Source organism: Klebsiella sp. CD33 (genome assembly GCF_051992865.1).
In the GTDB taxonomy this organism is placed as follows: Bacteria; Pseudomonadota; Gammaproteobacteria; order Enterobacterales; family Enterobacteriaceae; genus Klebsiella; species Klebsiella pneumoniae.
Genome location: NZ_CP197023.1, coordinates 4322778 through 4344695, shown reverse-complemented (window position 1 = coordinate 4344695; position 21918 = coordinate 4322778). Strand labels below are relative to the sequence as shown.

Below are 21918 nucleotides of genomic sequence, written 5' to 3'. Positions count from 1 at the left end.
GTTCGCGTTCCGTTACTGGTGAGTGACGACGATCAGACGCAGCGCGTCCAGACGCCATCCGGCCTGCGCCAGCGCATCCATCACCTGCTGACGGTTGCTTTCGATCGCCGCCAGTTCGTCGTCACGGATGTTCGGGTTCACCGCCTTCAGCGCTTCCAGACGGGAAAGCTCAGCCGTCAGCTTTTCATCGGCTTCGTTACGCGCCGCGTCGATCAGCCCCTGCGCCGCTTTGGCGATCTGCGCTTCACCCTGCTGCAGAATCGCGTGAACGTCCTGCTGCACCGCATTGACCAGCTTGCTACCGGTATGGCGGTTGACCGCGCTCAGCTGGCGGTTGAAGCTTTCGAACTCCACCTGCGCGGCGAGGTTGTTGCCGTTTTTATCCAGCAGCATGCGAACCGGGGTCGCCGGCAGGAAGCGGTTGAGCTGCAGCTGCTTCGGCGCCTGCGCTTCGACGACATAGATCAGCTCCAGCAGCAGGGTGCCGACCGGCAGCGCCTTGTTCTTCAGCAGCGAAATGGTGCTGCTGCCGGTATCGCCGGAAAGGATCAGGTCCAGACCGTTGCGTATCAGCGGGTGTTCCCAGGTAATAAATTGCGCATCTTCACGCGACAGCGCCACGTCACGTTCGAAGGTGATGGTGCAACCGTCTTCCGGCAGGCCCGGGAAATCCGGCACCAGCATATGGTCGGAAGGGGTGAGGACGATCAGGTTTTCACCGCGGTCGTCCTGGTTGATGCCGACGATATCGAACAGGTTCATCGAGAAAGCGATCAGGCTGGTGTCGTCATCCTGCTCTTCGATGCTCTCCGCCAGGGCCTGGGCTTTCTCGCCGCCGTTGGAGTGGATCTCCAGCAGACGGTCGCGGCCCTGCTCCAGCTGCGCCTTCAGGGCATCATGCTGTTGGCGGCAGGATTTGATCAGATCGTCAAAGCCGTCGATGGATTCCGGCGCCGCAAGATAGTTGATCAGTTCATCGTGCACGCTGTCGTAGACGGTGCGACCGGTCGGGCAGGTATGTTCGAAGGCGTCGAGCCCTTCGTGATACCAGCGCACCAGCACCGACTGCGCGGTTTTTTCCAGGTACGGAACGTGGATCTGGATATCGTGCGCCTGGCCGATACGGTCGAGACGACCGATACGCTGCTCCAGCAGATCCGGGTTAAACGGCAGGTCGAACATCACCAGGTTGCTGGCGAACTGGAAGTTGCGTCCTTCGGAGCCGATCTCGGAGCACAGCAGCACCTGGGCGCCGGTGTCTTCTTCAGCAAACCACGCCGCGGCGCGGTCGCGTTCGATAATCGACATCCCTTCATGGAACACCGCGGCGCGGATGCCTTCGCGCTCGCGCAGCACCTGCTCCAGCTGCAGGGCGGTGGTGGCCTTAGCGCAGATTACCAGCACCTTCTGCGAGCGATGGCTGGTCAGGTAGCCCATCAGCCACTCGACGCGCGGGTCGAAGTTCCACCAGGTACCGGTATCACCTTCAAATTCCTGATAGATCTGCTCCGGATAGAGCATGTCGCGCGCGCGCTCTTCCGCGGTTTTGCGCGCGCCCATAATGCCGGACACTTTGATGGCCGTCTGGTACTGGGTCGGCAGCGGCAGACGAATGGTGTGCAGCTCGCGTTTCGGGAAACCTTTGACGCCGTTACGGGTATTACGGAACAGCACGCGGCTGGTGCCGTGGCGGTCCATCAGCATCGAGATCAGCTCCTGGCGCGCGGCCTGGGCATCTTCGCGATCGCTGTTGGCGGCCTGCAGCAGCGGCTCGATATCCTGCTCGCCGATCAGATCGCCCAGGGTATTGAGTTCGCTATCGCTCAGCTTGTTGCCCGCCAGCAGCAGCGCGACGGCGTCGGCCACCGGACGGTAGTTCTGCTGTTCTTCGACAAACTGTTCAAAATCGTGGAAGCGGTTCGGATCCAACAGACGCAGGCGCGCAAAATGGCTCTCCATTCCCAGCTGTTCCGGCGTCGCGGTCAGCAGCAGGATACCCGGCACGCGCTCAGCCAGCTGTTCAATAGCCTGATATTCACGGCTCGGCGCCTCTTCGCTCCACACCAGGTGGTGCGCTTCGTCGACCACCATCAGGTCCCACTCGGCGTCGCACAGGTGCTCCAGGCGCTGCTTGCTGCGACGCACGAAGTCTAAAGAGCAGATCACCAGCTGTTCGGTTTCGAACGGATTGTAGGCATCGTGCTGCGCTTCGGCGTAGCGCTCGTCGTCGAACAGCGAGAAACGCAGGTTGAAACGGCGCAGCATCTCCACCAGCCACTGGTGCTGGAGGGTTTCCGGGACCACGATCAGCACGCGCTCTGCGGCGCCGGAGAGCAGCTGCTGGTGCAGGATCATCCCGGCTTCAATGGTTTTACCTAAGCCCACTTCATCGGCCAGCAGGACGCGCGGCGCGTGACGACGGCCCACATCGTGGGCAATATGCAGCTGGTGCGGGATCAGGCTGGTGCGCTGGCCGCGCAGGCCGCTCCACGGCATGCGGTACTGTTCGCTCTGGAACTTGCGCGCGCGGTAGCGCAGGGCAAAGCGATCCATGCGGTCGATTTGGCCGGCGAACAGGCGGTCCTGCGGTTTGCTGAATACCAGTTTGCTGTCGAGCAGCACTTCACGCAGGGTGACGTTCGCTTCCTGGGTGTCCAGGCGGGTGCCAGTGTAGGACAGCAGCCCGTTCTCTTCATTCACTTTGTCAACGTGGAGCTGCCAGCCTTCATGGCTGGTGATGGTGTCGCCCGGGTTAAACATTACGCGGGTGATCGGGGAATCGTTGCGAGAGTACAGACGGTTTTCGCCGATGGCGGGGAAAAGGAGAGTGACCATGCGCGCATCCAGCGCTACCACCGTCCCTAATCCTAGTTCGCTCTCTGTGTCGCTAATCCAGCGTTGACCAAGTGTAAAAGGCATATATGTTCGGCTCTTTAGTTCTTTAATTGCAGGCAATAGTTGATCATCTCCATGAACAATCGGAGATGCGTCAAAATTGGGGCCAGGAATGGAAAGGGCGCTATATTACTGGATGGCAGAACGTTCGTCACGTTCTCCTCACGCTTCATTTTTAGGCTTTCGTGCCCGTGGAATGGGTGACAAAAAATCAAAATAGCCCCAACTGTCCTGTCACTATTGTAGCAAAGTCATCGTTGACGAAGGGCAGGATCCCTTCCGCCACCGGCTGCAACTGCTTTGTTAAATAGTGATCGTAATCGAGCGGCGACTGCTGGTAATCCACCGGCTCCGTGCCGCTGGTGGTCCAGACGTATTTGATGGTGCCGCGCTGCTGATACTGCTGCGCCCGCCCAAGCTTCAGGTTGTGTTCATCGGCAAGCCGGGCGGCGCGCACGTGCGGCGGTACGTTGCGCTGATACTCCGCCAGCGGCCGGCGCAGGCGTTTGCGATAAACCAACTGTTCGTCGAGCTCGCCGTTCATCAGCCTGGCGATAGTCTCCCGCACATAATCCTGATACGGCTGGTTGCGGAAGATGCGCAGGTATAACTCCTGTTGAAACTGCTGGGCCAGCGGCGTCCAGTCGGTGCGTACCGTCTCCAGCCCCTTAAACACCATGCGCTGGGCATCGCCCTCCTGAATCATCCCGGCATAGCGCTTCTTGCTGCCGGTATCGGCGCCGCGGATCGTCGGCATTAAAAAGCGGCAGAAGTGGGTTTCATACTCCAGCTCCAGGGCGCTGGTAAGCTGGCTTTTGCTAAGCTCCTGCGCCCACCAGGCGTTGACATCGCTGACCAGCTCGCGGCCGATCTCCGCCGCCTGGGCTTCGCTATGCGGGCGCTTCAGCCAGACGAAGGTGGAGTCGGTATCGCCGTAGATAACGTCATAGCCTTTGGCTTCAATTAACGCTTTGGTCTGGCGCATGATCGCATGGCCGCGCATGGTGATCGACGAGGCGAGACGCGGGTCGAAGAAGCGGCAGGCGCTGGTCCCCAGCACGCCGTAAAAGGCGTTCATAATGATCTTCAGCGCCTGGGAGAGCGGCTTATTGTGCTGGCGTTTGGCTTCATCCCGGCCGTGCCAGATCTGGCTGACAATCCCCGGCAGGCAGTGCTTATCTCGCGAGAAGCGGGCGCCGAGGAAGCCCTCGATACTGTGCTGGTCATCGGGTTGCGCCAGCCCTTCAACCAGGCCGACCGGATCGATTAAAAAGGTACGAATAATCGACGGATACAGGCTTTTATAGTCCAGCACCAGCACCGAGTCATACAGGCCGGGGCGGGAGTCCATCACGTAGCCGCCGGGGCTCGCCTGCGGCGGTACGTCGCCGAGATTCGGCGCCACGTAGCCCAGGCGGTGCATGCGCGGGAAATAGAGATGGCTGAAGGCGGCGACCGAGCCGCCGTGGCGGTCGGCGGGCAGACCGTTGACCGTCGCCCGTTCGAGCAAAAACGGCATGATCTCCGTTTTGTGGAAGATCCGCGTCACCAGCTCGCAATCCTGCAGGTTATAGATGGCCAGCGCCGGTTTGTCTTCATGAAAGCGGCGATCGATCTCATCCATCCGATCCCATGGGTTGTCGATGGCTTTGCCTTCTCCCAGCAGCTCGCGGGCCACCGCCTCCAGCGAAAAGGAGGAGAAATTCCAGAACGCCGATTTTAGCGCGTCGATGCCGTCGATAATCAGCCGCCCGTTGGCCTGGGCGAAAAAGACGCCGTTCTTAAAGCCGTGCTCACGCCACTCCAGCTCGCTGTTGCCGCGGCCGAGCCGCAGCGGGATACGATAGCGTTCGGCGTGCTTTTGCAGAACGCGCAGATCGAACTGCACTACGTTCCAGCCGATCAGCACGTCGGGGTCGTGTTCGGCAAACCAGGCGTTAAGCTTTTCCAGCAGCAGGGGACGGCTGGCGATGAAGACCAGCTCGAAGTCGACGTCTGGCGGCGTTTCCGGTTCGGGGCCCAGCATGTAGACCACCCGCTGGCCGCAGCCTTCCAGACCGATGCAGTACAGCTCGCCGTGGCGGCTGGTTTCGATATCCAGCGACACCCATTTCAGCGGCGGACGATAGTCAGGGTTCGGCTTCATGCGCGCGTTGACCAGCTGCGAGCCGCGCGTTTCGCCTTCCACCCACACCGGGGCGGTGATAAAGCGCTCCATCAGATAGCGCTCCGGCGGGCGGATATCGCCTTCGTAAACGGTGACGCCGCTGTCGCGGAGCATCTTCTCCAGACGCATCAACTGGCGATGGGCGCGGCAGTAGAGGCCAACAATTGGCTGACGGTGGAAATCTTTCAGGGCCAGCGGGGCGAAGCGGAGCCCTTTCTCCCCCTGCAGCAGCCGTTCAGCCTGCGCCCGCTGCGCTTCGGGAATAAAGGCGACGGACTCCTGCGGCGGGAGGGTTACCTGCAGCGGACCGTCGTCGGTGGCCAGCCAGAAGGAGAGCTCGGTGCCCTGCGGAGTGTCCCGCCAGTGACGGGTGAGTAAAAATCCTGCTCGTGGCTGGGTCACGGGTATTCTCGCCGATAAAAAACCAGGCCTGATTATAGCCTGGTTTCATGAGGGGCGCTGGGGTTTTATACAGGTGTTCGGCGCTAATGTTGCCCCGGATTGCGGCTTGCGCCTTATCCCGGTTACCAGATGGCGCAGAGCCTTGGCCCTGCTAAGCGCAGCGCGAGCAGGGTGATTATTGGCCGTAGTAGGCTTTGGCCCCATGCTTACGCAGATAGTGCTTATCCAGCAGGGTCTGCTGCATAGCCGGCAGCTGCGGCGCCAGCTGGCGGCAGAAAATCCCCATATAGGCGATCTCTTCCAGCACGATGGCGTTATGCACCGCGTCTTCGGCGTTCTTGCCCCAGGCGAACGGGCCGTGGGAATGGACCAGCACGCCGGGCATCTGCGCCGGGTCGATTCGCTGCTGGCGGAAGGTTTCGACAATCACGTTGCCGGTTTCCCACTCATAGTCGCCGTTGATCTCCGCATCAGTCATTAACCGGGTGCAGGGCACCGGGCCATAAAAGTAGTCGGCATGGGTAGTGCCGGTCGCGGGAATAGATTGCCCGGCCTGCGCCCAGATGGTGGCGTGGCGCGAATGGGTATGCACAATGCCGCCCAGCGTCGGGAAAGCCTGATACAGCAGGCGATGGGTCGGGGTATCCGACGAGGGCTTTTTATTACCCTCTACCACTTCGCCGCTCTCCAGACTGACCACCACCATATCGTCGGCGGTCATCACGCGGTAATCCACGCCGGAGGGTTTGATCACGAACACCCCTTTCTCGCGGTCGACGGCGCTGACGTTGCCCCAGGTTAAGGTCACCAGATTATGCTTTGGCAGAGCCAGGTTAGCTTCCAGCACCTGGCGTTTAAGATCTTCTAACATAGTGTGCTCCGAATAGCAGGCGAGTCGGGTATCCCTCACCCCGACCCTCTCCCGGCGGGAGAGGGAGAAAGGCGGCATGGCGCCCGGTCGGTCCCCTCTCCCCAACGGGGAGAGGGGAAGGGTGAGGGGACGGCCTCTTAGCGTTTTGAACCGTAATACACTTCATTCCAGCGCAGCGCGTCCTTGAAGGACGGCAGACGGGTATCGTTGTCGATGACGGTCAGCTCGATATCATGCAGCTCGGCGAACTGGCGCATATCGTCGAGGTTCAGCGCATGGCTGAAGACGGTATGGTGCGCGCCGCCGGCGATGATCCAGGCTTCCGACGCGGTACGCAGATCCGGCTGCGCTTTCCACAGGGCGTTGGCCACCGGCAGCTTCGGCAGATCGTGCGGCGTTGGGACGGTTTCGATGGTATTGACCAGCAGACGGAAGCGGTCTCCCAGGTCGATCAGGCTGGCGACGATCGCCGGGCCGGTTTGAGTATTGAAGATCAGGCGCGCTGGATCCGCTTTGCCGCCGATGCCCAGCGGCTGAACGTCGAGGATCGGTTTCTCGGCGGTGGCGATCGTCGGGCACACTTCCAGCATGTGCGAGCCGAGCACCAGATCGTTACCATTGTCGAAGTGGTAGGTGTAATCCTCCATAAAGGAGGTGCCGCCCTGCAGACCAGTTGACATCACCTTCATGATGCGAAGCAGAGCGGCGGTTTTCCAGTCGCCCTCGCCGGCAAAGCCGTAGCCCTGCTGCATCAGGCGCTGTACGGCGAGACCCGGGAGCTGTTTCAGGCCGTGGAGATCTTCAAAGGTGGTGGTAAAGGCGTGGAAACCGCCCTGTTCGAGGAAGCGTTTCATCCCCAGCTCAATGCGCGCGGCGTCCAGCACGTTCTGGCGCTTCTCGCCGTGAACCTGCGCCGCCGGGGTCAGACGGTAGCTGCTCTCATATTCATCGACCAGGGCGCTGATATCGCCGTCGCTGATGCTGTTCACCACCTGCACCAGATCGCCGACCGCCCAGGTGTTCACCGAGAAGCCAAACTTAATCTGCGCGGCGACTTTATCGCCGTCGGTCACCGCCACTTCGCGCATGTTATCGCCGAAACGGCACACTTTCAGATGACGGGTATCCTGTTTGGAGACCGCCTGACGCATCCAGCCGCCGATACGCTGGTGGGCCTCTTTATCCTGCCAGTGGCCGGTGACCACGCTGTGCTGTTGGCGCATGCGGGCGCCGATGAAGCCGAACTCGCGGCCGCCGTGCGCGGTCTGGTTCAGGTTCATAAAGTCCATATCAATGCTGTCCCACGGCAGCGCGGCGTTGTACTGAGTATGGAACTGCAGCAGCGGCTTATTGAGGATGGTCAGGCCGTTGATCCACATTTTTGCCGGCGAGAAGGTATGCAGCCAGACCACTAACCCGGCGCATTTGTCATCGTAGTTGGCGTCGCGGCAGATATGGGTGATCTCGTCCGGGGTGGTGCCCAGCGGCTTAAGGACCAGTTTGCACGGCAGTTTGGCTTCCGCATTCAGGCTGTTCACCACATGTTCGGCATGCTTCGTCACCTGGCGCAGGGCTTCCGGGCCGTACAGATGTTGGCTGCCAATAACGAACCATACTTCATAGTTATCAAAAATCGTCATTTTCGTATCCTTAATGGGTGAGCGCTGCCTGAGATTGCGGGGCTTTTTCCGCCTTTGCAGCCGAAGGGAGATAGTGTTGTTCCGCGCTGACCGACCATTGCTGGTAGCGCTGATAGAGTTGTTCGAAACGCTGTGCCTGCGCCGGACGCGGCTGCAGGGTAGTTTCCACCTGGCTTGCCATCCGCTGTTGGGCGGCTGGAATATCCTCATAGACGCCGGCGGCGACGGCGGCGAAGATAGCCGCCCCCAGCGCGCAGCACTGATCGGAGGCGACAATCTGCAGCGGACGGTTCAGCACGTCGCAGCAGGCCTGCATGATGACCTGGTTTTTCCGCGCGATACCGCCAAGCGCCATGACGTTGTTAACCGGGATCCCCTGCTCGGTGAAGCACTCCATAATGGCGCGAGCGCCGAAGGCGGTGGCGGCGATCAGACCGCCGAACAGCGCCGGCGCGTCGGTGGCCAGGTTAAGGTCGGTGATCACCCCTTTCAGGCGCTGGTTGGCATTCGGCGTGCGGCGGCCGTTGAACCAGTCGAGCACCACCGGCAGATGCTCCAGCGATGGATTGTTGGCCCAGGCTTCGGTGAGCGCCGGCAGTAACTGTTTTTGACTGGCTTTGATTTGCTCGCGCAACGCCGGCTGCTGCTGAGCCAGCTGCTCCAGCGGCCAGCCGAGAATGCGGCCAAACCAGGCGTAAATATCGCCGAAGGCGGACTGGCCTGCCTCCATGCCGATAAAGTGTGGAACCACGCTGCCGTCGACCTGGCCGCAGATGCCTTTGACCGTGCGCTCGCCGACGCTTTCTTTATCGGCGATCAGAATGTCGCAGGTGGAGGTGCCGATGACTTTCACCAGCGCGTTAGGCTGCGCGCCGGCGCCAACGGCGCCCATGTGGCAGTCAAAGGCGCCGCCGGAGATGGCCACACTCTGCGGCAGACCCAGGCGCTGGGCCCACTCTGCGCTCAGCGTGCCGACCGGCACATCGGCCGTCCAGGTATCGGTGAACAGCGGCCAGGCCAGATGCTGGTTGATGATGGGATCAAGCTCATCGAAGAAGCTGGCCGGCGGCAGACCGCCCCAGCTCTCATGCCACAGCGATTTATGTCCGGCGCTGCAGCGGCCGCGGCGCAGATCCTGCGGACGCGTAGTACCGGAGAGCAGGGCGGGCACCCAGTCGCAAAGCTCTACCCACGAGGCGGCTGCCTGGGCGACAGCGCTATCTTCGCGGGTGACGTGGAGGATTTTGGCCCAGAACCATTCGCTGGAGTAGATCCCGCCGATATAGCGCGAGTAATCCTCTTTGCCCGGCTGGTGGCACAGGCGGGTGATCGCCTCGGCTTCCTCGACCGCGGTGTGATCCTTCCACAGGACAAACATGGCGTTAGGGTTGTCAGCGAATTCTTCGCGCAGCGCCAGCACGTTGCCCTCGGCATCGACGGGAGCCGGAGTTGAGCCGGTGCTGTCGACGCCAATGCCCACGACGTCGGCGCGCTGTTCGGCGCTCAGCGAAGCGAGCACGCTTTTCAGCGCCGCTTCCATGGACTCGATGTAATCTCGCGGGTGATGGCGGAAGCGGTTGTTAGCGCCATCGCAATACTGTCCTTCCCGCCAGCGCGGATACCACTCCACGCTGGTCGCCAGCTCTGCGCCGGACGCGCATTCCACCGCCAGAGCGCGGACTGAGTCACTACCAAAGTCGAGGCCAATCGCAATTGCCATCTTGTTACTCCATGCAGAAATCATTCATGCAGCAACAGTAGATATCCCCGGCAAAATCCGTCAGGCCGGATTCGCTAATCTTATGGATTATTTTGCTGTTACCTTGCAAAGTGTGACGCCGTGCAAATATTCGATGTGGACTTTTCTGCCGTATTTATAGACACTTTTGTTACCCGGCATATCACGGTGGAATGCACGCTACTGGCGCTTTTTTCGCTTGCTGTGCGGGTTTTTCGCCAAATTCCCACCGCCGTCGCAGTCGCGACAGGGCCGAGAGCGATAAAATGATGAATATGGACAATTGGTGCCACTGATACCTTCGGGGAGAACCACGCGTATGGCCGAAACGCAAAATGATCCGCTGCTGCCGGGCTACTCTTTTAACGCTCATCTGGTTACCGGCCTGACGCCGATTGAGGCGCAGGGATACCTGGATTTCTTTATCGACCGCCCGCTGGGTATGAAAGGCTATATTCTCAATCTGACGATCCGCGGCGAGGGGGTGATCAACAACCACGGCGAACAGTTTGTCTGCCGGCCGGGCGATATGCTGCTGTTCCCGCCCGGGGAAATTCATCACTATGGCCGCCATCCCGACGCCAGCGAGTGGTATCACCAGTGGGTCTACTTCCGCCCGCGCGCCTACTGGCACGAGTGGCTCAACTGGCCAACGATTTTTGCCCAGACCGGCTTTTTTCGTCCGGATGAACAGTGGCAGGCGCGCTTTGGCGAGCTGTTCGGCCAGATCGTTGATGCCGGGCAGGGGGCTGGGCGCTATTCCGAACTGTTGGCGATAAACCTGCTGGAACAGCTGCTGCTGCGGCGCATGGAGGCGATCAACGAATCGCTGCATCCGCCGCTGGACAACCGGGTGCGCGACGCCTGCCAGTACATCAGCGACCATCTGGCGGACAGCCATTTTGATATCGCCAGCGTCGCCCAACACGTTTGCCTGTCGCCCTCGCGGCTGTCGCACCTGTTCCGCCAGCAGCTGGGGGTCAGCGTCCTCGGCTGGCGGGAGGATCAGCGCATCAGCCAGGCCAAACTGTTGCTCAGCACCACGCGGATGCCGATCGCCACCGTTGGGCGCAACGTCGGCTTCGAAGATCAGCTCTATTTTTCCCGCGTGTTTAAAAAATGCACCGGGGCCAGCCCGAGCGAATTCCGCGCGGGTTGTGAATAAAAAGTAAAGAAAGTGAAATGATGACCCGCTTAAATGTCACAGCCAGTAAACTATTAAGACAATTGATGGCTTGACGACGGCGCGATGGCTTCGGAGAATCCGGGCTTCGTTTTTTAACCGGGTATATTATGCAAGCATTGCTCGAACACTTTATTACCCAATCCACGGTCTACTCATTGTTAGCCGTGATGCTGGTGGCCTTTCTCGAGTCGCTGGCGCTGGTGGGGCTTATCTTACCCGGCACGGTGATGATGGCTGGCCTTGGGGCGCTCATCGGCGGCGGCGAAGTTAACTTCTGGCAGGCGTGGCTGGCGGGGATTGTCGGCTGCCTGCTGGGCGACTGGATCTCATTCTGGCTCGGCTGGCGCTTTAAGAAGCCGTTGCACCGCTGGTCGTTTATGAAGAAAAACCGCGCCCTGCTGGAGAAAACCGAGCATGCGCTGCATCAGCACAGCATGATCACCATTCTGATTGGCCGCTTTGTCGGACCGACGCGTCCGCTGGTGCCAATGGTCGCCGGGATGCTCGACCTGCCGGTGGCCAAGTTCGTGCTACCGAATATTATCGGCTGCCTGCTCTGGCCGCCGCTCTATTTCCTTCCGGGCATCCTCGCCGGGGCGGCGATTGATATTCCGGCTGATGAAAACAGCGCCAGCTTTAAATGGCTGCTATTGGGGGCGGCGCTGCTGGCCTGGCTGGCGGGATGGCTGTGCTGGCGGCTGTGGCGGAGCGCGAAAACCTCAGGCGATCGGCTGACCCGCTGGCTGCCGCGCGGCCGACTGCTGTGGCTGTCGCCGCTGATGGTCGCGCTGGCGGCTACAGCGTTAACATTTGTCTTCCGCCATCCGCTGATGCCGGTCTATCTGGCGATCCTGCACAAAGTCATCGCGCGCTGATCCCCATCAAATGCGAGGCGCTGCTGTGGCCGCTTAACAGCTCGGCGGTGGCGCCATCCCAGACAATGCGCCCTTCGGCGACCACCATCGAGCGCGGCGCGATGCGCGCGGCGTCCTCTACGCTGTGGGAGACCATCAGCAGGGTGAGCTGCTGCTGCTCGCAGACATCGGCGACCAGGGACAGCATCTCCTGGCGCAGTGCCGGATCGAGCGCCGAGAAGGGTTCATCCAGCAGCAGCACCGGCTGCTGGCGCACCAGACAGCGGGCCAGCGCCGCGCGCTGCCGCTGACCGCCGGAGAGCTCGCCGGGCAGACGTTCCAGCAGCGCATCAATTCCCATCTGTCCAGCTATCGCCGTGACCTGCGCCTGCTGCTCGCGGCTCAGTTTAAGGCCTGGGTGGATCCCGAGGCTGATATTTTGTCGAATGGTCAGATGGTTAAACAGGTTATTCTCCTGAAACAACATCGAGACCGGACGCTGCGCCGGCGGCGTCGCGTTATGCGCCTCGCCGTTAATCAGCAGGCTGCCGCTGGCGGGTGGCAGAAACCCGGCGATCAGATTCAGCAGGGTGCTCTTTCCGGCGCCGCTGGGACCGAGCACCGCGATGCGCTCCCCGCGCGCGACGTCGAGGGTGAAGCGCATCGGCAGATGCTGGTATAGCCAGGTCACATCATTGAGTTTTAGCATCACGCCCCGGAAGTTTTTCAATCAGCGTAAACAACAAGAAACAGAGCAGCAGCAGGAGCAGGGCGGTGACGGCCCCGTCCTGGCTGCGGTAGGCGCCTATCTGCTGGTACAGATAGAAAGGCAGGGTGCGGAACGCCTCGTTGCCGAACAGTGCCACCACGCCGAAATCGCCAATCGACAGTACGCAGGCGAAGGCGAGCGCCTGGGCCAGCGGGCGCCGGAGAGCGCGAAGCTCGACCACCCGCAGCCGGGCAAAGCCTTCAATACCCAGCGACTGGCACAGCATGCTGTAGCGGGCGGCAATGTCGCGCATCGGGTTTTCCAGTACTTTCAGCGCATAGGGGATCGCCATCAGGGCATTAGTGAAGATGACGATGCCGTCGGCGGACTCCGGCAGGCCGATAGTGTTATTGAGCAGCAGGAAGAAGCCGGTCGCCAGCACAATTCCCGGCATCGCAAGGATCAGCATGCCGCTCAGCTCCATTGCCTGCCCGGCCAACGGCCGCTGGCGAGCGCGCAGCTCCCGGCTGCTCCATAACAGCATCATCGTCAGGGTCACGCTCAATAGCCCGGCGGCGATGGCGATGCGTAGAGAGGTGCTCAATGCCTGCCAGAGCGCTGGCTGCGCCAGCACGTCCAGCATATTACGGTTGATCCCGTCGACGATGACCGCCAGCAGCGGCGGGAGCAGCAGCAGCAGGGCGGCGCCGATCAGCAACCCGTCGCTCAGGCGGCTATGCAGGCGATCGTCAGGGTCGCGCCAGCCGCGCACATGGCTGACGCCGATGGCGACGGCTTTACTCAGACGCTGGCTAAGCAGCACCAGCCCAAGGCAGCAGAGCATCTGGATCAGCGCCAGCATTGCCGCTCGCGCCGGATCGTAGTCAAAGCTCAGCGCCTGGTAGATAGCCAACTCGATCGTGGTGGCTTTCGGGCCGCCGCCCAGCGAGAGCACGGTGGCGAAGCTGGCGAAGCAGAGCATAAAAATCAGCGCGGCGACGGCGGGAATGTGCCGGCGCAGCCACGGCCATTCGACGAGGCGGAAGAAGGCATAGCCGCGCATGCCAAGCTGGGCGGCAATTTGCCGCTGCTCGCCGGGAATGTTCTCCAGCGCCTGCAGCAGCAGGCGGGTCGCCATCGGCATATTGAAAAAGACGTGCGCCAGCAGGATGCCCTGCAGACCGTAGGGCGAGAACTCCCATTGCCAGCCGAGCGCGTGAAATAGTGAGGCCAGCCAGCCCTGGCGGCCATAGACGCTGAGGATACCGAACACCGCCACCAGCACCGGCAGGATCAGGGTCATCGCGCACAGGCGCAGCAGCAGCGTACGGCCCGGGAAGCGACGCCGATAAAGCGCGCGGGCGAGAAAGATGGCTGGTCCCACCGAGATCAGCGCTGACAGCGACGCCTGCCAGAAGGAGAAGCGGACCACATGCCACAGGTAGCTATCGCTGAAGACCGATTGCCAGCCCGCGCCGGGGGCGCTAAACCACAGCGCCAGAAACGCCGCCAGCGCGACAGCGCACAGCAGCGTAGCGGCGAACAGGCCCGGCATCAGCCCGCGAAGGTTTAGCGGCTGACGGCGCGTTGCCATGCGCTAATCCAGGTTTGACGCTCGCTGGCGACCTGCTGTGGGGTAAAGGACAGGGTGGTCTGCGGCTTCACCAGGGTATCAAACCCGGCCGGCAGGGTGACCTGGGTCACCGGATACATCCAGTTGCCGGTAGGGATGGCGTTCTGGAAGCCAGGAGATACCATAAATTTGAGGAATTTTTCCGCCAGTTCCGGCTGCTTGCTGGCGGCGGTACGCGCGGCAACTTCGACCTGCAGATAGTGGCCCTCGGCGAAGTTCGCCGCCGCATAGTTGTCTTTCTTCTCTTCAATCATGTGGTAGGCCGGCGAGGTGGTATAGCTCAACACCAGGTCGCTTTCCCCTTTCAGGAACAGGCCATAGGCTTCGCTCCAGCCTTTGGTGACGGTAACGGTTTTCGCGGCCAGCTTCTGCCAGGCCTCGGGCGCTTGATCGCCATAGACCTTTTGCATCCACAGCAGCAGGCCCAGTCCCGGGGTGCTGGTACGCGGATCTTCATAGATGACCCGCCATTTTTGCGGCCCCTCGACCAGCTCTTTCAGGCTCTTCGGTGGATTAGCCAGTTTGTTTTTGTCATAGACGAAGGCGAAATAGCCGTAGTCGTAGGGAACAAAGGTGTCATTATCCCAGCCGCCCGGCACGCTGACCGCGCTGGCGGGTACGTTGCTTTTGGCAAACAGTTTACTCTGCGCCGCGGCTTCCAGCAGGTTGTTATCAAGGCCAAGCACGACGTCGGCCTTGCTGTTTTTGCCTTCCATGCGCAGGCGATTCAGTAGCGAAACGCCATCTTCCAGCGCGACGAACTTCAGCTCGCAGCCGCACTCCGCTTCAAAGGCTTTTTTGACCGCCGGGCCGGGGCCCCAGTCGGCAGAGAAGGAGTCATAGGTATAGACGGTAAGAACAGGCTTAGCCAAAGCGGGCATGGCGACCAGCGCCAGCAGCGGGAGTAATTTTTTCAACACTTTGCACCTCAGAAAAAAGGGGTGGCAAAGGATTTTGAGTGAGCCTCAAATCCCTTCGCCGGCGTTATCCGGATCAGGTTCGACGGGTATTTTCTCAGCCCATACGCTTCATCCTTCAAGCCGCATCTGCGTTAGCTTCGCGCGTTCACCCCAGTCACATAGTTATCTATGCTCCAGGGGATTCACCCGCTTGCTGCCTTGATGCAACTTGAATGATATTGCGTATGTTTATTAGCACCCCGTTGAGAACGGCCTTAGTGTAATGATTTTGTCAGATGACGGAAAGCGCTTACGGCTCCGGCGGCGCAAACCATGCGGATTTAAAATCGAACCAGCCGAGGGTATTCATCCTCACGCCGCGCATACTGCGCTGACCCTGAATCATCAGCCAGTGGTGGATCAGCGGCACGATATGTTGCCCGGCCAGCAGCCGCTGGCTCCAGGTGGCCGGATTAAACTCTCCTGCTCGCCAGCGGCAGGCGTCTGCCTGCCAGTCAATGGGAATGCAGCGCTGAATCAGCGGGACTTCGTACAGATAGGCGAAGAGCGAAAATTCGATCGGTAAGGTGAAGTTCACGCTGTTGAGCCAGATATCGCTGACCACCTCGCCGCGATGCCAGGCATCGTACTCCAGCTCCTGGATCTCCAGCTTTACCTGATGCGCCGCCAGCAGGTCGCGCATGATCCCGCCGATCACCCGATGTTCGACGTGATCGCGGTAGTAGGTAAGGGTGACTGTCTCCAGCCCCGCCGGCTTCTCGCAGGCGTGGTTGCTGGCGTGATGCCAGCGCGGCAGCAGGCCGTAGGCGGGAAACCAGTTGCCCTGGTAGTGTTCGCCCGCATGGTAGAGCAGGTTGGCGGGCTGAAACAGATAGCTTAGCCAGCGGCGCACCGCGTCGTTGGCCCCCAGCGGGCTTCGCGAGTCGAACAGCAGGTAATAGCAGCCCTCTTCCAGGCGACTCTCTACCGCTTTTTCGCTTTCGGTATTGCCCTGCAGCGTCAGGCCGCCGTTGGGCTCTTCGCTAATCTCCGGCAGCACCCAGACGTTCACCTCATCGATCAGCGCCCGGTAGCCAAAATAGTCCTCAAAGGCATGGATCTTGAGCTGATTCTGGTTGTTACGCACCACGGCATAGGGGCCGGTGCCGACCGGCATGGAGGAAAAGTGGTTCATGGTCTGCCACTCCTGCGGCAGCACCATCGCCGGCACCTGCCCCAGCAGCCAGGGCAGCCAGCGGTCGGGCTGGCGCAGATGAATATCCAGGGTCCAGGCGGTGGGCGATTCGATGCGTTCGATATGTGAATAGAGCGGCAGGGCATTGCTGCGCTGCAGAGAGGCGATCACATCCGCCATCTCCAGCTCACGGCCATGGTGAAAATGGATGCCGGGACGGAGGAAAAAGCGCCAGTGGGTGGGGGTCAGCTGCTGCCAGTGGTGGGCAATATCGGCTTCCAGTTCCCCATTTTCCTCATTTACCCGCGTCAGGGCGCTGAATATTTGCCGGGCAATATGCGTTTCCGAACGCCGCAGCGCGCTACCTGGCAGCAAATTCTTCATCGGACGATAGTAGAGCACGCGCAGGATGTGCCGCCCCTGGCGGAAGCTGCGGCCGAGATGCGAGACCAGCATCTGGCGGACGGCAGCCTTATCGCCGACCAACTGCACCAGCTGATCGATGCGATCCTGCTCAAGGAGATCTTCGGCACGTTGCTGCTGCAGGGCGAGGCCGGTATAGAGAAAGGTTAGCCGCGAACGCTTGCCGCGGCCTGCCTCCGCTTCCCAGGTCAGCCAGCCGCGGGACTCCATCATATTGAGCAGGGTGCGCATATGGCGGCGCGAGCAGCTCAGCATTTCCGCCAGCTCGTTAAGGGTGGTCTCCTGCGACTTGCCGTCGCAGCACTGCCATAGGCGAATGAACTGTTGTTGCAGACGGCCGGAAGACATAAAAGGGGAACTCCTGCGCAAAACTCAGCAATTTATTACTTCCTATATTAAGCCAATAATGAATCCCGATGAAGCGAGGAGGTGAATATGATGAGGTCTACCGCAAAATCGTTCTACCAACGCTACTTTTCTGCGACGCAGGAAGCGTCCTGGCTGGCCCGCCTGATGGCAGGACGACAGCAGGAAATTCTGGGGGAACTGATGCAGTGGGGAGTGACGTCAACGACCTCTGATCATTGACTTGCAGACATCATGTGTGACTGAGTATTGGTGTTATACTCGTCGTTTTTCAAACTGCAGGTGCGCTGTCGATGCTTCCTGGGCCGTATGTTCTGGCTGCGTGATTCGCCTCTACGGGACTCACCTTTTCAGGGCCAGCGCGAGCGCGGCGCAAAATGGTTAACCGTTTTGTCCTGCAGCATGAAATCCATAGAGTATAGAATCACCCGCCAGCAGAAAGCCTCTGCTGGCTTTTTTCGTTTTCTTCGCGTGTGTTAAGGACATTCCATGCTGTGGTTGATGACGATGGGACGACGGCTTAACGGCGTCTATGCCGCCTTTATGCTGGTTGCTTTTATGATGGGCGTGGCGGGCGCGTTGCAGGCGCCGACGTTGAGTTTGTTTCTCAGCCGCGAAGTGGGGGCGCAACCGTTCTGGGTGGGCCTGTTCTATACCGTAAACGCCATCGCCGGGATCCTGGTTAGCCTGTGGCTGGCCAAGCGCTCCGATAGCCGCGGCGACCGGCGGCGGTTGATTATGTTCTGCTGTCTGATGGCGGTGGGTAATGCGCTGCTGTTTGCCTTCAACCGCCACTATCTGACGCTGATCACCTGCGGCGTGATGCTGGCATCCATTGCCAACGCGGCCATGCCGCAGCTCTTCGCGCTGGCGCGGGAGTACGCCGACAGCTCGGCGCGGGAAGTGGTGATGTTCAGCTCGGTCATGCGCGCCCAGCTGTCGCTGGCTTGGGTGATTGGCCCGCCGCTGGCCTTTATGCTGGCGCTCAACTATGGCTTCACCACCATGTTCTCCATTGCGGCGGGCATTTTTGTCATTAGCCTCGCTCTGATTGCCATCAAACTGCCTTCGGTTCCGCGTGTGGAACAGCCCTCGGAGGAGGCGGCGGCGCTAGCGCAGGCCGGCGGCTGGCAGGACAAGAACGTGCGTATGCTGTTTATCGCCTCCACCCTGATGTGGACCTGCAACACCATGTACATCATTGATATGCCGCTGTGGATCAGCAGCGATCTCGCGCTTCCCGACAGCCTGGCCGGGATCCTGATGGGCACTGCCGCCGGGCTGGAGATACCGGCGATGATCCTCGCCGGCTACTACGTAAAGCGCTTTGGCAAACGTAAAATGATGGTGGCGGCGGTGGCCGCCGGCGTGCTGTTTTATGCCGGACTGATCCTGTTTCATGGTCGCACGGCGCTGCTGGCTCTGCAGCTGTTCAATGCCATCTTTATCGGCATTATCGCCGGGATAGGCATGCTGTGGTTCCAGGATTTAATGCCGGGACGGGCGGGAGCGGCGACCACCCTGTTCACCAACAGTATTTCCACCGGCGTGATCCTTGCCGGCGTGATGCAGGGGGCGCTGTCCCAGAGCTATGGTCACGCCAGCGTCTACTGGACGATCGCGGCCATTTCGCTGGTGACGCTGTTTTTGACCAGCAAGGTGAAGGATATCTGACTACTCGCCCCGGCATCGCCGGGGCGACCAGGCCTACTTGAGTTCGATACGCTTAATGTCGCCGATGATAAAAATGTAGGCAATCACCCCAATCAGCGCCGTCAGGCCGACGTAGATCAGCGCGTAAAAGAAATTACCCGTGGCGGAAATAATCACACCAATTATCAGTGGTGCGATAATCGAGGCCATATTGGCACAGAAATTAAATATGCCGCCGGTGAGGCCTGCCATATTTTCCGGGGCAATATCAGAAATTAAGGTCCAGCCCAGACCGACCATCCCCTGGCCAAAAAAAGCCACCGACATGATAATAATTACGGTGCTATTGGCGCTTACCCAATTCGCCGCGATAATACAGCTGGACAGCAATAAACCGGAAATTATTGGTAACTTTCGACTGATGTTGACGGAGCCGGTTCGCTTCAACAACCGGTCGGAGATCCAGCCGCCGAAGAGGATGCCAATCGCGGCGGCAAGGAAGGGCCAGGTGGCGAAGAAGCCGACGTGCAGCCATGGAAGATGGCGCTCGTTGGCGAGGTAGCTGGGAAACCACGTCAGGAAAAAGACCAGTGTGGTGTTGCCGGCGAACTGACCCAGGCTGGCGCCGAGGATCTGGCGACAGCCCAGCAGGCGTCTGGCGTCACGCCAGTTAAATGGAACGTTCTGGATTTTATTGTTAATGCTGTTTGCGCCGATATACTCCAGCTCCGCTTGATTAGCCGTGTGCGATTCATGCGGTTCATGATAAAAACGCCACCACACTAAAGTAAATAAAATACCTAATCCGCCGGTGAGGAAAAAAAGCGTTCTCCAGCCATGATGTTCGAGAATTAAAAATAACAGCGGCGAGAAAGCGGCCAGCCCTATATATTCACCAACTGTATACGTTGCCGTTGCCCGCGCGCGCTCATGCTGAGGGAACCAGGTGCTGACGATGCGGCTGTTGGCCGGAAAGCAGGGCGCTTCGCTGACGCCGAGTCCCAGGCGCAGAAGCAGCAGGGATTTTAGGCCGAGGGTGAAACTTTGCAGCAGGGTAAACAGCGACCAGAAGAAAATTGACAGGGCATAGGTCACTTTGTTGCCAAAGCGGTCTAAAAACATCCCGCCGGGGATCTGCGCCAGCGCATAAGTCCAGGCGAAGGCGGAGAAGATGATGCCCATCATCGCCGGATCGATATGGATTTCTTTGCTTAACTGTGGCGCTACAATACCCAGGATGGTACGGTCGAGATAATTGATCATCGTTCCGACGGAAAGTAGCAGCAGAATAACTATCCGTACGCGGCTTCTTTTTTTCGCCCCCGATGTGGAAGTGAGGACTTCCTGAGAGTTTGACATACTCATAGCGAGTTCCTTTAAAGTTTAAAATATTTTTGCATATATTCTAATATGCAAAAATATCTCCAGGAGCTATAGGTAGTATCTATGAATGGCAATGCCTTGTGGCACATTCATGCCCTTCGTCAAATAATATTTGATGTAACGCCGATATTTACCCGTTCATGCGCATTATTGGTGGCTTGCATGGTATATTAGCGTCAGTGCATTTATTCTTATATTATACGGGTAAAAATAATGAACCTAAAGCAACTTTATTATTTTAAACGTCTGTCTGAAACTGAGCATTACACCGAAGCCGCCTCCAGTCTGTGCATCACCCAGCCCTCGCTAAGCCACGCGATATCGGAGCTGGAGAAGGAGTTAGGGGTCGCGCTATTCGCCAGACAGGGGCGGAACGTAAAAATTACCCAAAACGGCAAGCGTTTTTTGCCGTATGTTGAAGATGCGCTGGCCTCGCTGGAGAACGGACGCATGATATTGCAAAAAAATGGCGCTGAGAATAAAGAGAATATTCGCATCGCCTTTATTTACACGATGGGGGAGTATGTTGTTCCACAGTTAATTAATAAATATTCTCTTTCACCTGAATGTCACAATGTGACTTTTTCTTTTACTCAAGGGACATCGCTGACGCTGTTGCAGGAGCTGAAGGCCGGAAAAGTCGATCTGGCGATCTGCTCTTATATTGCCGATGAACCCGATATCGATTTTATTCCGGTGATCCAGCAGGAACTGGTGGTGGTCACGGCAAAGGATCATCCGCTGGCCCGGCTATATGAACATGAAGTCGATCTGGTGGAGACGATTCATTATCCGTATATCTATTTTTCAGAAAATAGCGGCTTACGTCCGTTTATCGATAATGTATTTATGCAGCAAAAGCTGGTGCCGGAGATCGCCTGCTATGTGGATGAGGATACGGCGATGGCCGGGCTGGTGAGTATTGACTACGGGATCGCGATTATGCCGCGCATCACCGCGCTCTCCTATTACAACGTCCATATCCTGAAGATTAAAAACACCATCCCCCCCCGCTATATCTATCTGGCGACCATGAAAGACAAGGGGCTCTCTCCGGCGCTGGAGTCATTTAAAAATGTGGTTATCCACGACAGCCAGAAGATCTGTTAACGGATGGCCCGGATGTGACCTCCGGGCCATCCGGATATCAGGAGAGAATATCCATCACTTCACGCAGCTTAGCGATGGCGATCTGCCCCGGCGCGGAGGCCTGACCAACGGTACCGAAGGTCATCGCCGAACCGAACAAGCGCCCGGTGACCCGGCTAACGCCACCGGATTTGCCCATCGACATGGTGATCAGCGGACGCGTCGCATACTTCTCTTTCATGGTCAGCGTGGCGGCGAGCAAGGTGAGTACGTCCTGCGGCGACTGCGGCATCACCGCGATCTTCGGCAGATCGGCCCCCAGATCCTGCATGCGGCGCAGGCGATAGATAATATCTTCCTGAGCGGGGGTCTTATGGAAATCATGATTACTCATGATCACCTTGACGCCCGCGGCATGCGCATCGTCAACCAGCGCGCGGATCTGCGCTTCATCATTGAACAGTTCGATATCGATAACATCAACCAGTCCACTGCGTGCGGCCTCGCGGTTGAGCGCAAAATAGGCTTCGTCGCTGAGCTCGGTTTCGCCACCTTCTTTCTTACTGCGGAAGGTAAACAGCAGCGGAAGCGCTTTCAGCGCGCCACGGATTTCCGCCAGCGCGGCCATCACCTGGGCCATCTCTCTGACCTGGGCAAAGTGGTCAACGCGCCATTCGATAATATCAGCGCCGGCATCGACCAGGCCGTGGGCGTTACCCAGTATCTCATCCAGGGTTTTACCGATCAGCGGTACACAAATGAGGGTTTCCCCTTCCTGAAAGGTGATGTTCTTTACGGTTACTGCATTTGTCATG

The 21918-nt window shown here is 59.2% G+C and carries 16 protein-coding genes; 5 read left to right on the top strand and 11 right to left on the bottom strand.

Annotation, left to right across the window (positions count from 1 at the left end):
- Positions 1–12: 12 nt before the first annotated feature.
- The 5 genes from rapA to araB all read right to left on the bottom strand — a co-directional run bounded on the left by rapA (position 13) and on the right by araB (position 9695).
- The gene (rapA, locus tag ACR809_RS21295; protein ID WP_025368447.1) at positions 13–2919 is read right to left on the bottom strand and encodes an RNA polymerase-associated protein RapA; all 2907 of its coding nucleotides are present in this window, start codon (positions 2917–2919) and stop codon (positions 13–15) included.
- A 187-nt stretch (positions 2920–3106) separates the two neighbouring features.
- Positions 3107–5464, bottom strand: coding sequence for a DNA polymerase II (polB, locus tag ACR809_RS21290; RefSeq protein ID WP_122051555.1), 2358 nt, complete (start codon positions 5462–5464; stop codon positions 3107–3109).
- Positions 5465–5639: 175 nt separating this feature from the next.
- Entirely contained in the window at positions 5640–6335 is a 696-nt protein-coding gene (araD, locus tag ACR809_RS21285) for an L-ribulose-5-phosphate 4-epimerase (RefSeq protein WP_016531719.1), read from the bottom strand.
- A gap of 137 nt (positions 6336–6472) precedes the next feature.
- A complete protein-coding gene (gene araA / locus ACR809_RS21280; protein WP_004177424.1) occupies positions 6473–7975 on the bottom strand; it encodes an L-arabinose isomerase in 1503 nt (500 codons plus the stop codon).
- A gap of 10 nt (positions 7976–7985) precedes the next feature.
- Positions 7986–9695 carry a ribulokinase gene (gene araB / locus ACR809_RS21275; RefSeq protein ID WP_012737392.1) on the bottom strand — a complete coding sequence of 570 codons (1710 nt, stop codon included), beginning with the start codon at positions 9693–9695 and terminating at the stop codon, positions 7986–7988.
- Between the two features lie 337 nt (positions 9696–10032).
- Between araB and araC the strand changes: the two genes are divergently transcribed.
- The gene (araC, locus tag ACR809_RS21270; RefSeq protein ID WP_004145972.1) at positions 10033–10878 is read left to right on the top strand and encodes an arabinose operon transcriptional regulator AraC; all 846 of its coding nucleotides are present in this window, start codon (positions 10033–10035) and stop codon (positions 10876–10878) included.
- Between the two features lie 128 nt (positions 10879–11006).
- Positions 11007–11774, top strand: coding sequence for a DedA family protein (locus ACR809_RS21265; protein ID WP_002888373.1), 768 nt, complete (start codon positions 11007–11009; stop codon positions 11772–11774).
- On the opposite strand, the gene thiQ is transcribed toward ACR809_RS21265, so the two are convergent.
- The 4 genes from thiQ to sgrR all read right to left on the bottom strand — a co-directional run bounded on the left by thiQ (position 11761) and on the right by sgrR (position 16960).
- Positions 11761–12462 (bottom strand): thiamine ABC transporter ATP-binding protein ThiQ, encoded by a 702-nt coding sequence (thiQ, locus tag ACR809_RS21260; RefSeq protein WP_004145970.1) that lies wholly within the window; start codon positions 12460–12462, stop codon positions 11761–11763. The two genes, ACR809_RS21265 and thiQ, sit on opposite strands and share 14 nt — an antisense overlap.
- Positions 12446–14056 carry a thiamine/thiamine pyrophosphate ABC transporter permease ThiP gene (gene thiP / locus ACR809_RS21255; protein ID WP_004147039.1) on the bottom strand — a complete coding sequence of 537 codons (1611 nt, stop codon included), beginning with the start codon at positions 14054–14056 and terminating at the stop codon, positions 12446–12448. The genes thiQ and thiP overlap by 17 nt, the downstream gene beginning before the upstream one ends.
- A complete protein-coding gene (gene thiB, locus ACR809_RS21250; RefSeq protein WP_004147041.1) occupies positions 14032–15015 on the bottom strand; it encodes a thiamine ABC transporter substrate binding subunit in 984 nt (327 codons plus the stop codon). Before thiB ends, thiP begins: the two co-directional genes overlap by 25 nt.
- A gap of 289 nt (positions 15016–15304) precedes the next feature.
- Complete coding sequence (gene sgrR, locus ACR809_RS21245; RefSeq protein ID WP_004145968.1) at positions 15305–16960, bottom strand: HTH-type transcriptional regulator SgrR; 1656 nt, start codon at positions 16958–16960, stop codon at positions 15305–15307.
- Between the two features lie 87 nt (positions 16961–17047).
- On the opposite strand from sgrR, the gene sgrT reads away from it, so the two are divergent.
- Positions 17048–17200, top strand: a complete 153-nt coding sequence (gene sgrT, locus ACR809_RS21240) for a glucose uptake inhibitor SgrT (protein ID WP_002888448.1) — start codon at positions 17048–17050, stop codon at positions 17198–17200.
- A gap of 267 nt (positions 17201–17467) precedes the next feature.
- Entirely contained in the window at positions 17468–18652 is a 1185-nt protein-coding gene (locus ACR809_RS21235) for a sugar efflux transporter (RefSeq protein WP_108452647.1), read from the top strand.
- Between the two features lie 33 nt (positions 18653–18685).
- On the opposite strand, the gene ACR809_RS21230 is transcribed toward ACR809_RS21235, so the two are convergent.
- Positions 18686–19996: an MFS transporter gene (locus tag ACR809_RS21230; protein WP_004894292.1), complete on the bottom strand. Its 1311-nt coding sequence runs from the start codon at positions 19994–19996 to the stop codon at positions 18686–18688.
- A 231-nt stretch (positions 19997–20227) separates the two neighbouring features.
- Here ACR809_RS21230 and ACR809_RS21225 point away from each other — a divergent pair, with 231 nt between their 5' ends.
- Positions 20228–21124, top strand: coding sequence for a LysR family transcriptional regulator (locus ACR809_RS21225; RefSeq protein WP_002888455.1), 897 nt, complete (start codon positions 20228–20230; stop codon positions 21122–21124).
- A 37-nt stretch (positions 21125–21161) separates the two neighbouring features.
- On the opposite strand, the gene aroD is transcribed toward ACR809_RS21225, so the two are convergent.
- Positions 21162–21917, bottom strand: a complete 756-nt coding sequence (aroD, locus tag ACR809_RS21220) for a type I 3-dehydroquinate dehydratase (RefSeq protein WP_004177420.1) — start codon at positions 21915–21917, stop codon at positions 21162–21164.
- Position 21918 lies beyond the last annotated feature (1 nt).

Excerpts from the sequence above, each read along its gene's own strand:
- rapA (WP_025368447.1), bottom strand. The coding sequence starts at position 2,919 with ATGCCTTTTACACTTGGTCAACGCTGGATTAGCGACACAGAGAGCGAA.
- araD (WP_016531719.1), bottom strand. The coding sequence starts at position 6,335 with ATGTTAGAAGATCTTAAACGCCAGGTGCTGGAAGCTAACCTGGCTCTG.
- araA (WP_004177424.1), bottom strand. The coding sequence starts at position 7,975 with ATGACGATTTTTGATAACTATGAAGTATGGTTCGTTATTGGCAGCCAA.
- araB (WP_012737392.1), bottom strand. The coding sequence starts at position 9,695 with ATGGCAATTGCGATTGGCCTCGACTTTGGTAGTGACTCAGTCCGCGCT.
- araC (WP_004145972.1), top strand. The coding sequence starts at position 10,033 with ATGGCCGAAACGCAAAATGATCCGCTGCTGCCGGGCTACTCTTTTAAC.
- ACR809_RS21265 (WP_002888373.1), top strand. The coding sequence starts at position 11,007 with ATGCAAGCATTGCTCGAACACTTTATTACCCAATCCACGGTCTACTCA.
- thiQ (WP_004145970.1), bottom strand. The coding sequence starts at position 12,462 with ATGCTAAAACTCAATGATGTGACCTGGCTATACCAGCATCTGCCGATG.
- thiP (WP_004147039.1), bottom strand. The coding sequence starts at position 14,056 with ATGGCAACGCGCCGTCAGCCGCTAAACCTTCGCGGGCTGATGCCGGGC.
- sgrR (WP_004145968.1), bottom strand. The coding sequence starts at position 16,960 with ATGTCTTCCGGCCGTCTGCAACAACAGTTCATTCGCCTATGGCAGTGC.
- sgrT (WP_002888448.1), top strand. The coding sequence starts at position 17,048 with ATGATGAGGTCTACCGCAAAATCGTTCTACCAACGCTACTTTTCTGCG.
- ACR809_RS21235 (WP_108452647.1), top strand. The coding sequence starts at position 17,468 with ATGCTGTGGTTGATGACGATGGGACGACGGCTTAACGGCGTCTATGCC.
- ACR809_RS21230 (WP_004894292.1), bottom strand. The coding sequence starts at position 19,996 with ATGAGTATGTCAAACTCTCAGGAAGTCCTCACTTCCACATCGGGGGCG.
- ACR809_RS21225 (WP_002888455.1), top strand. The coding sequence starts at position 20,228 with ATGAACCTAAAGCAACTTTATTATTTTAAACGTCTGTCTGAAACTGAG.
- aroD (WP_004177420.1), bottom strand. The coding sequence starts at position 21,917 with ATGACAAATGCAGTAACCGTAAAGAACATCACCTTTCAGGAAGGGGAA.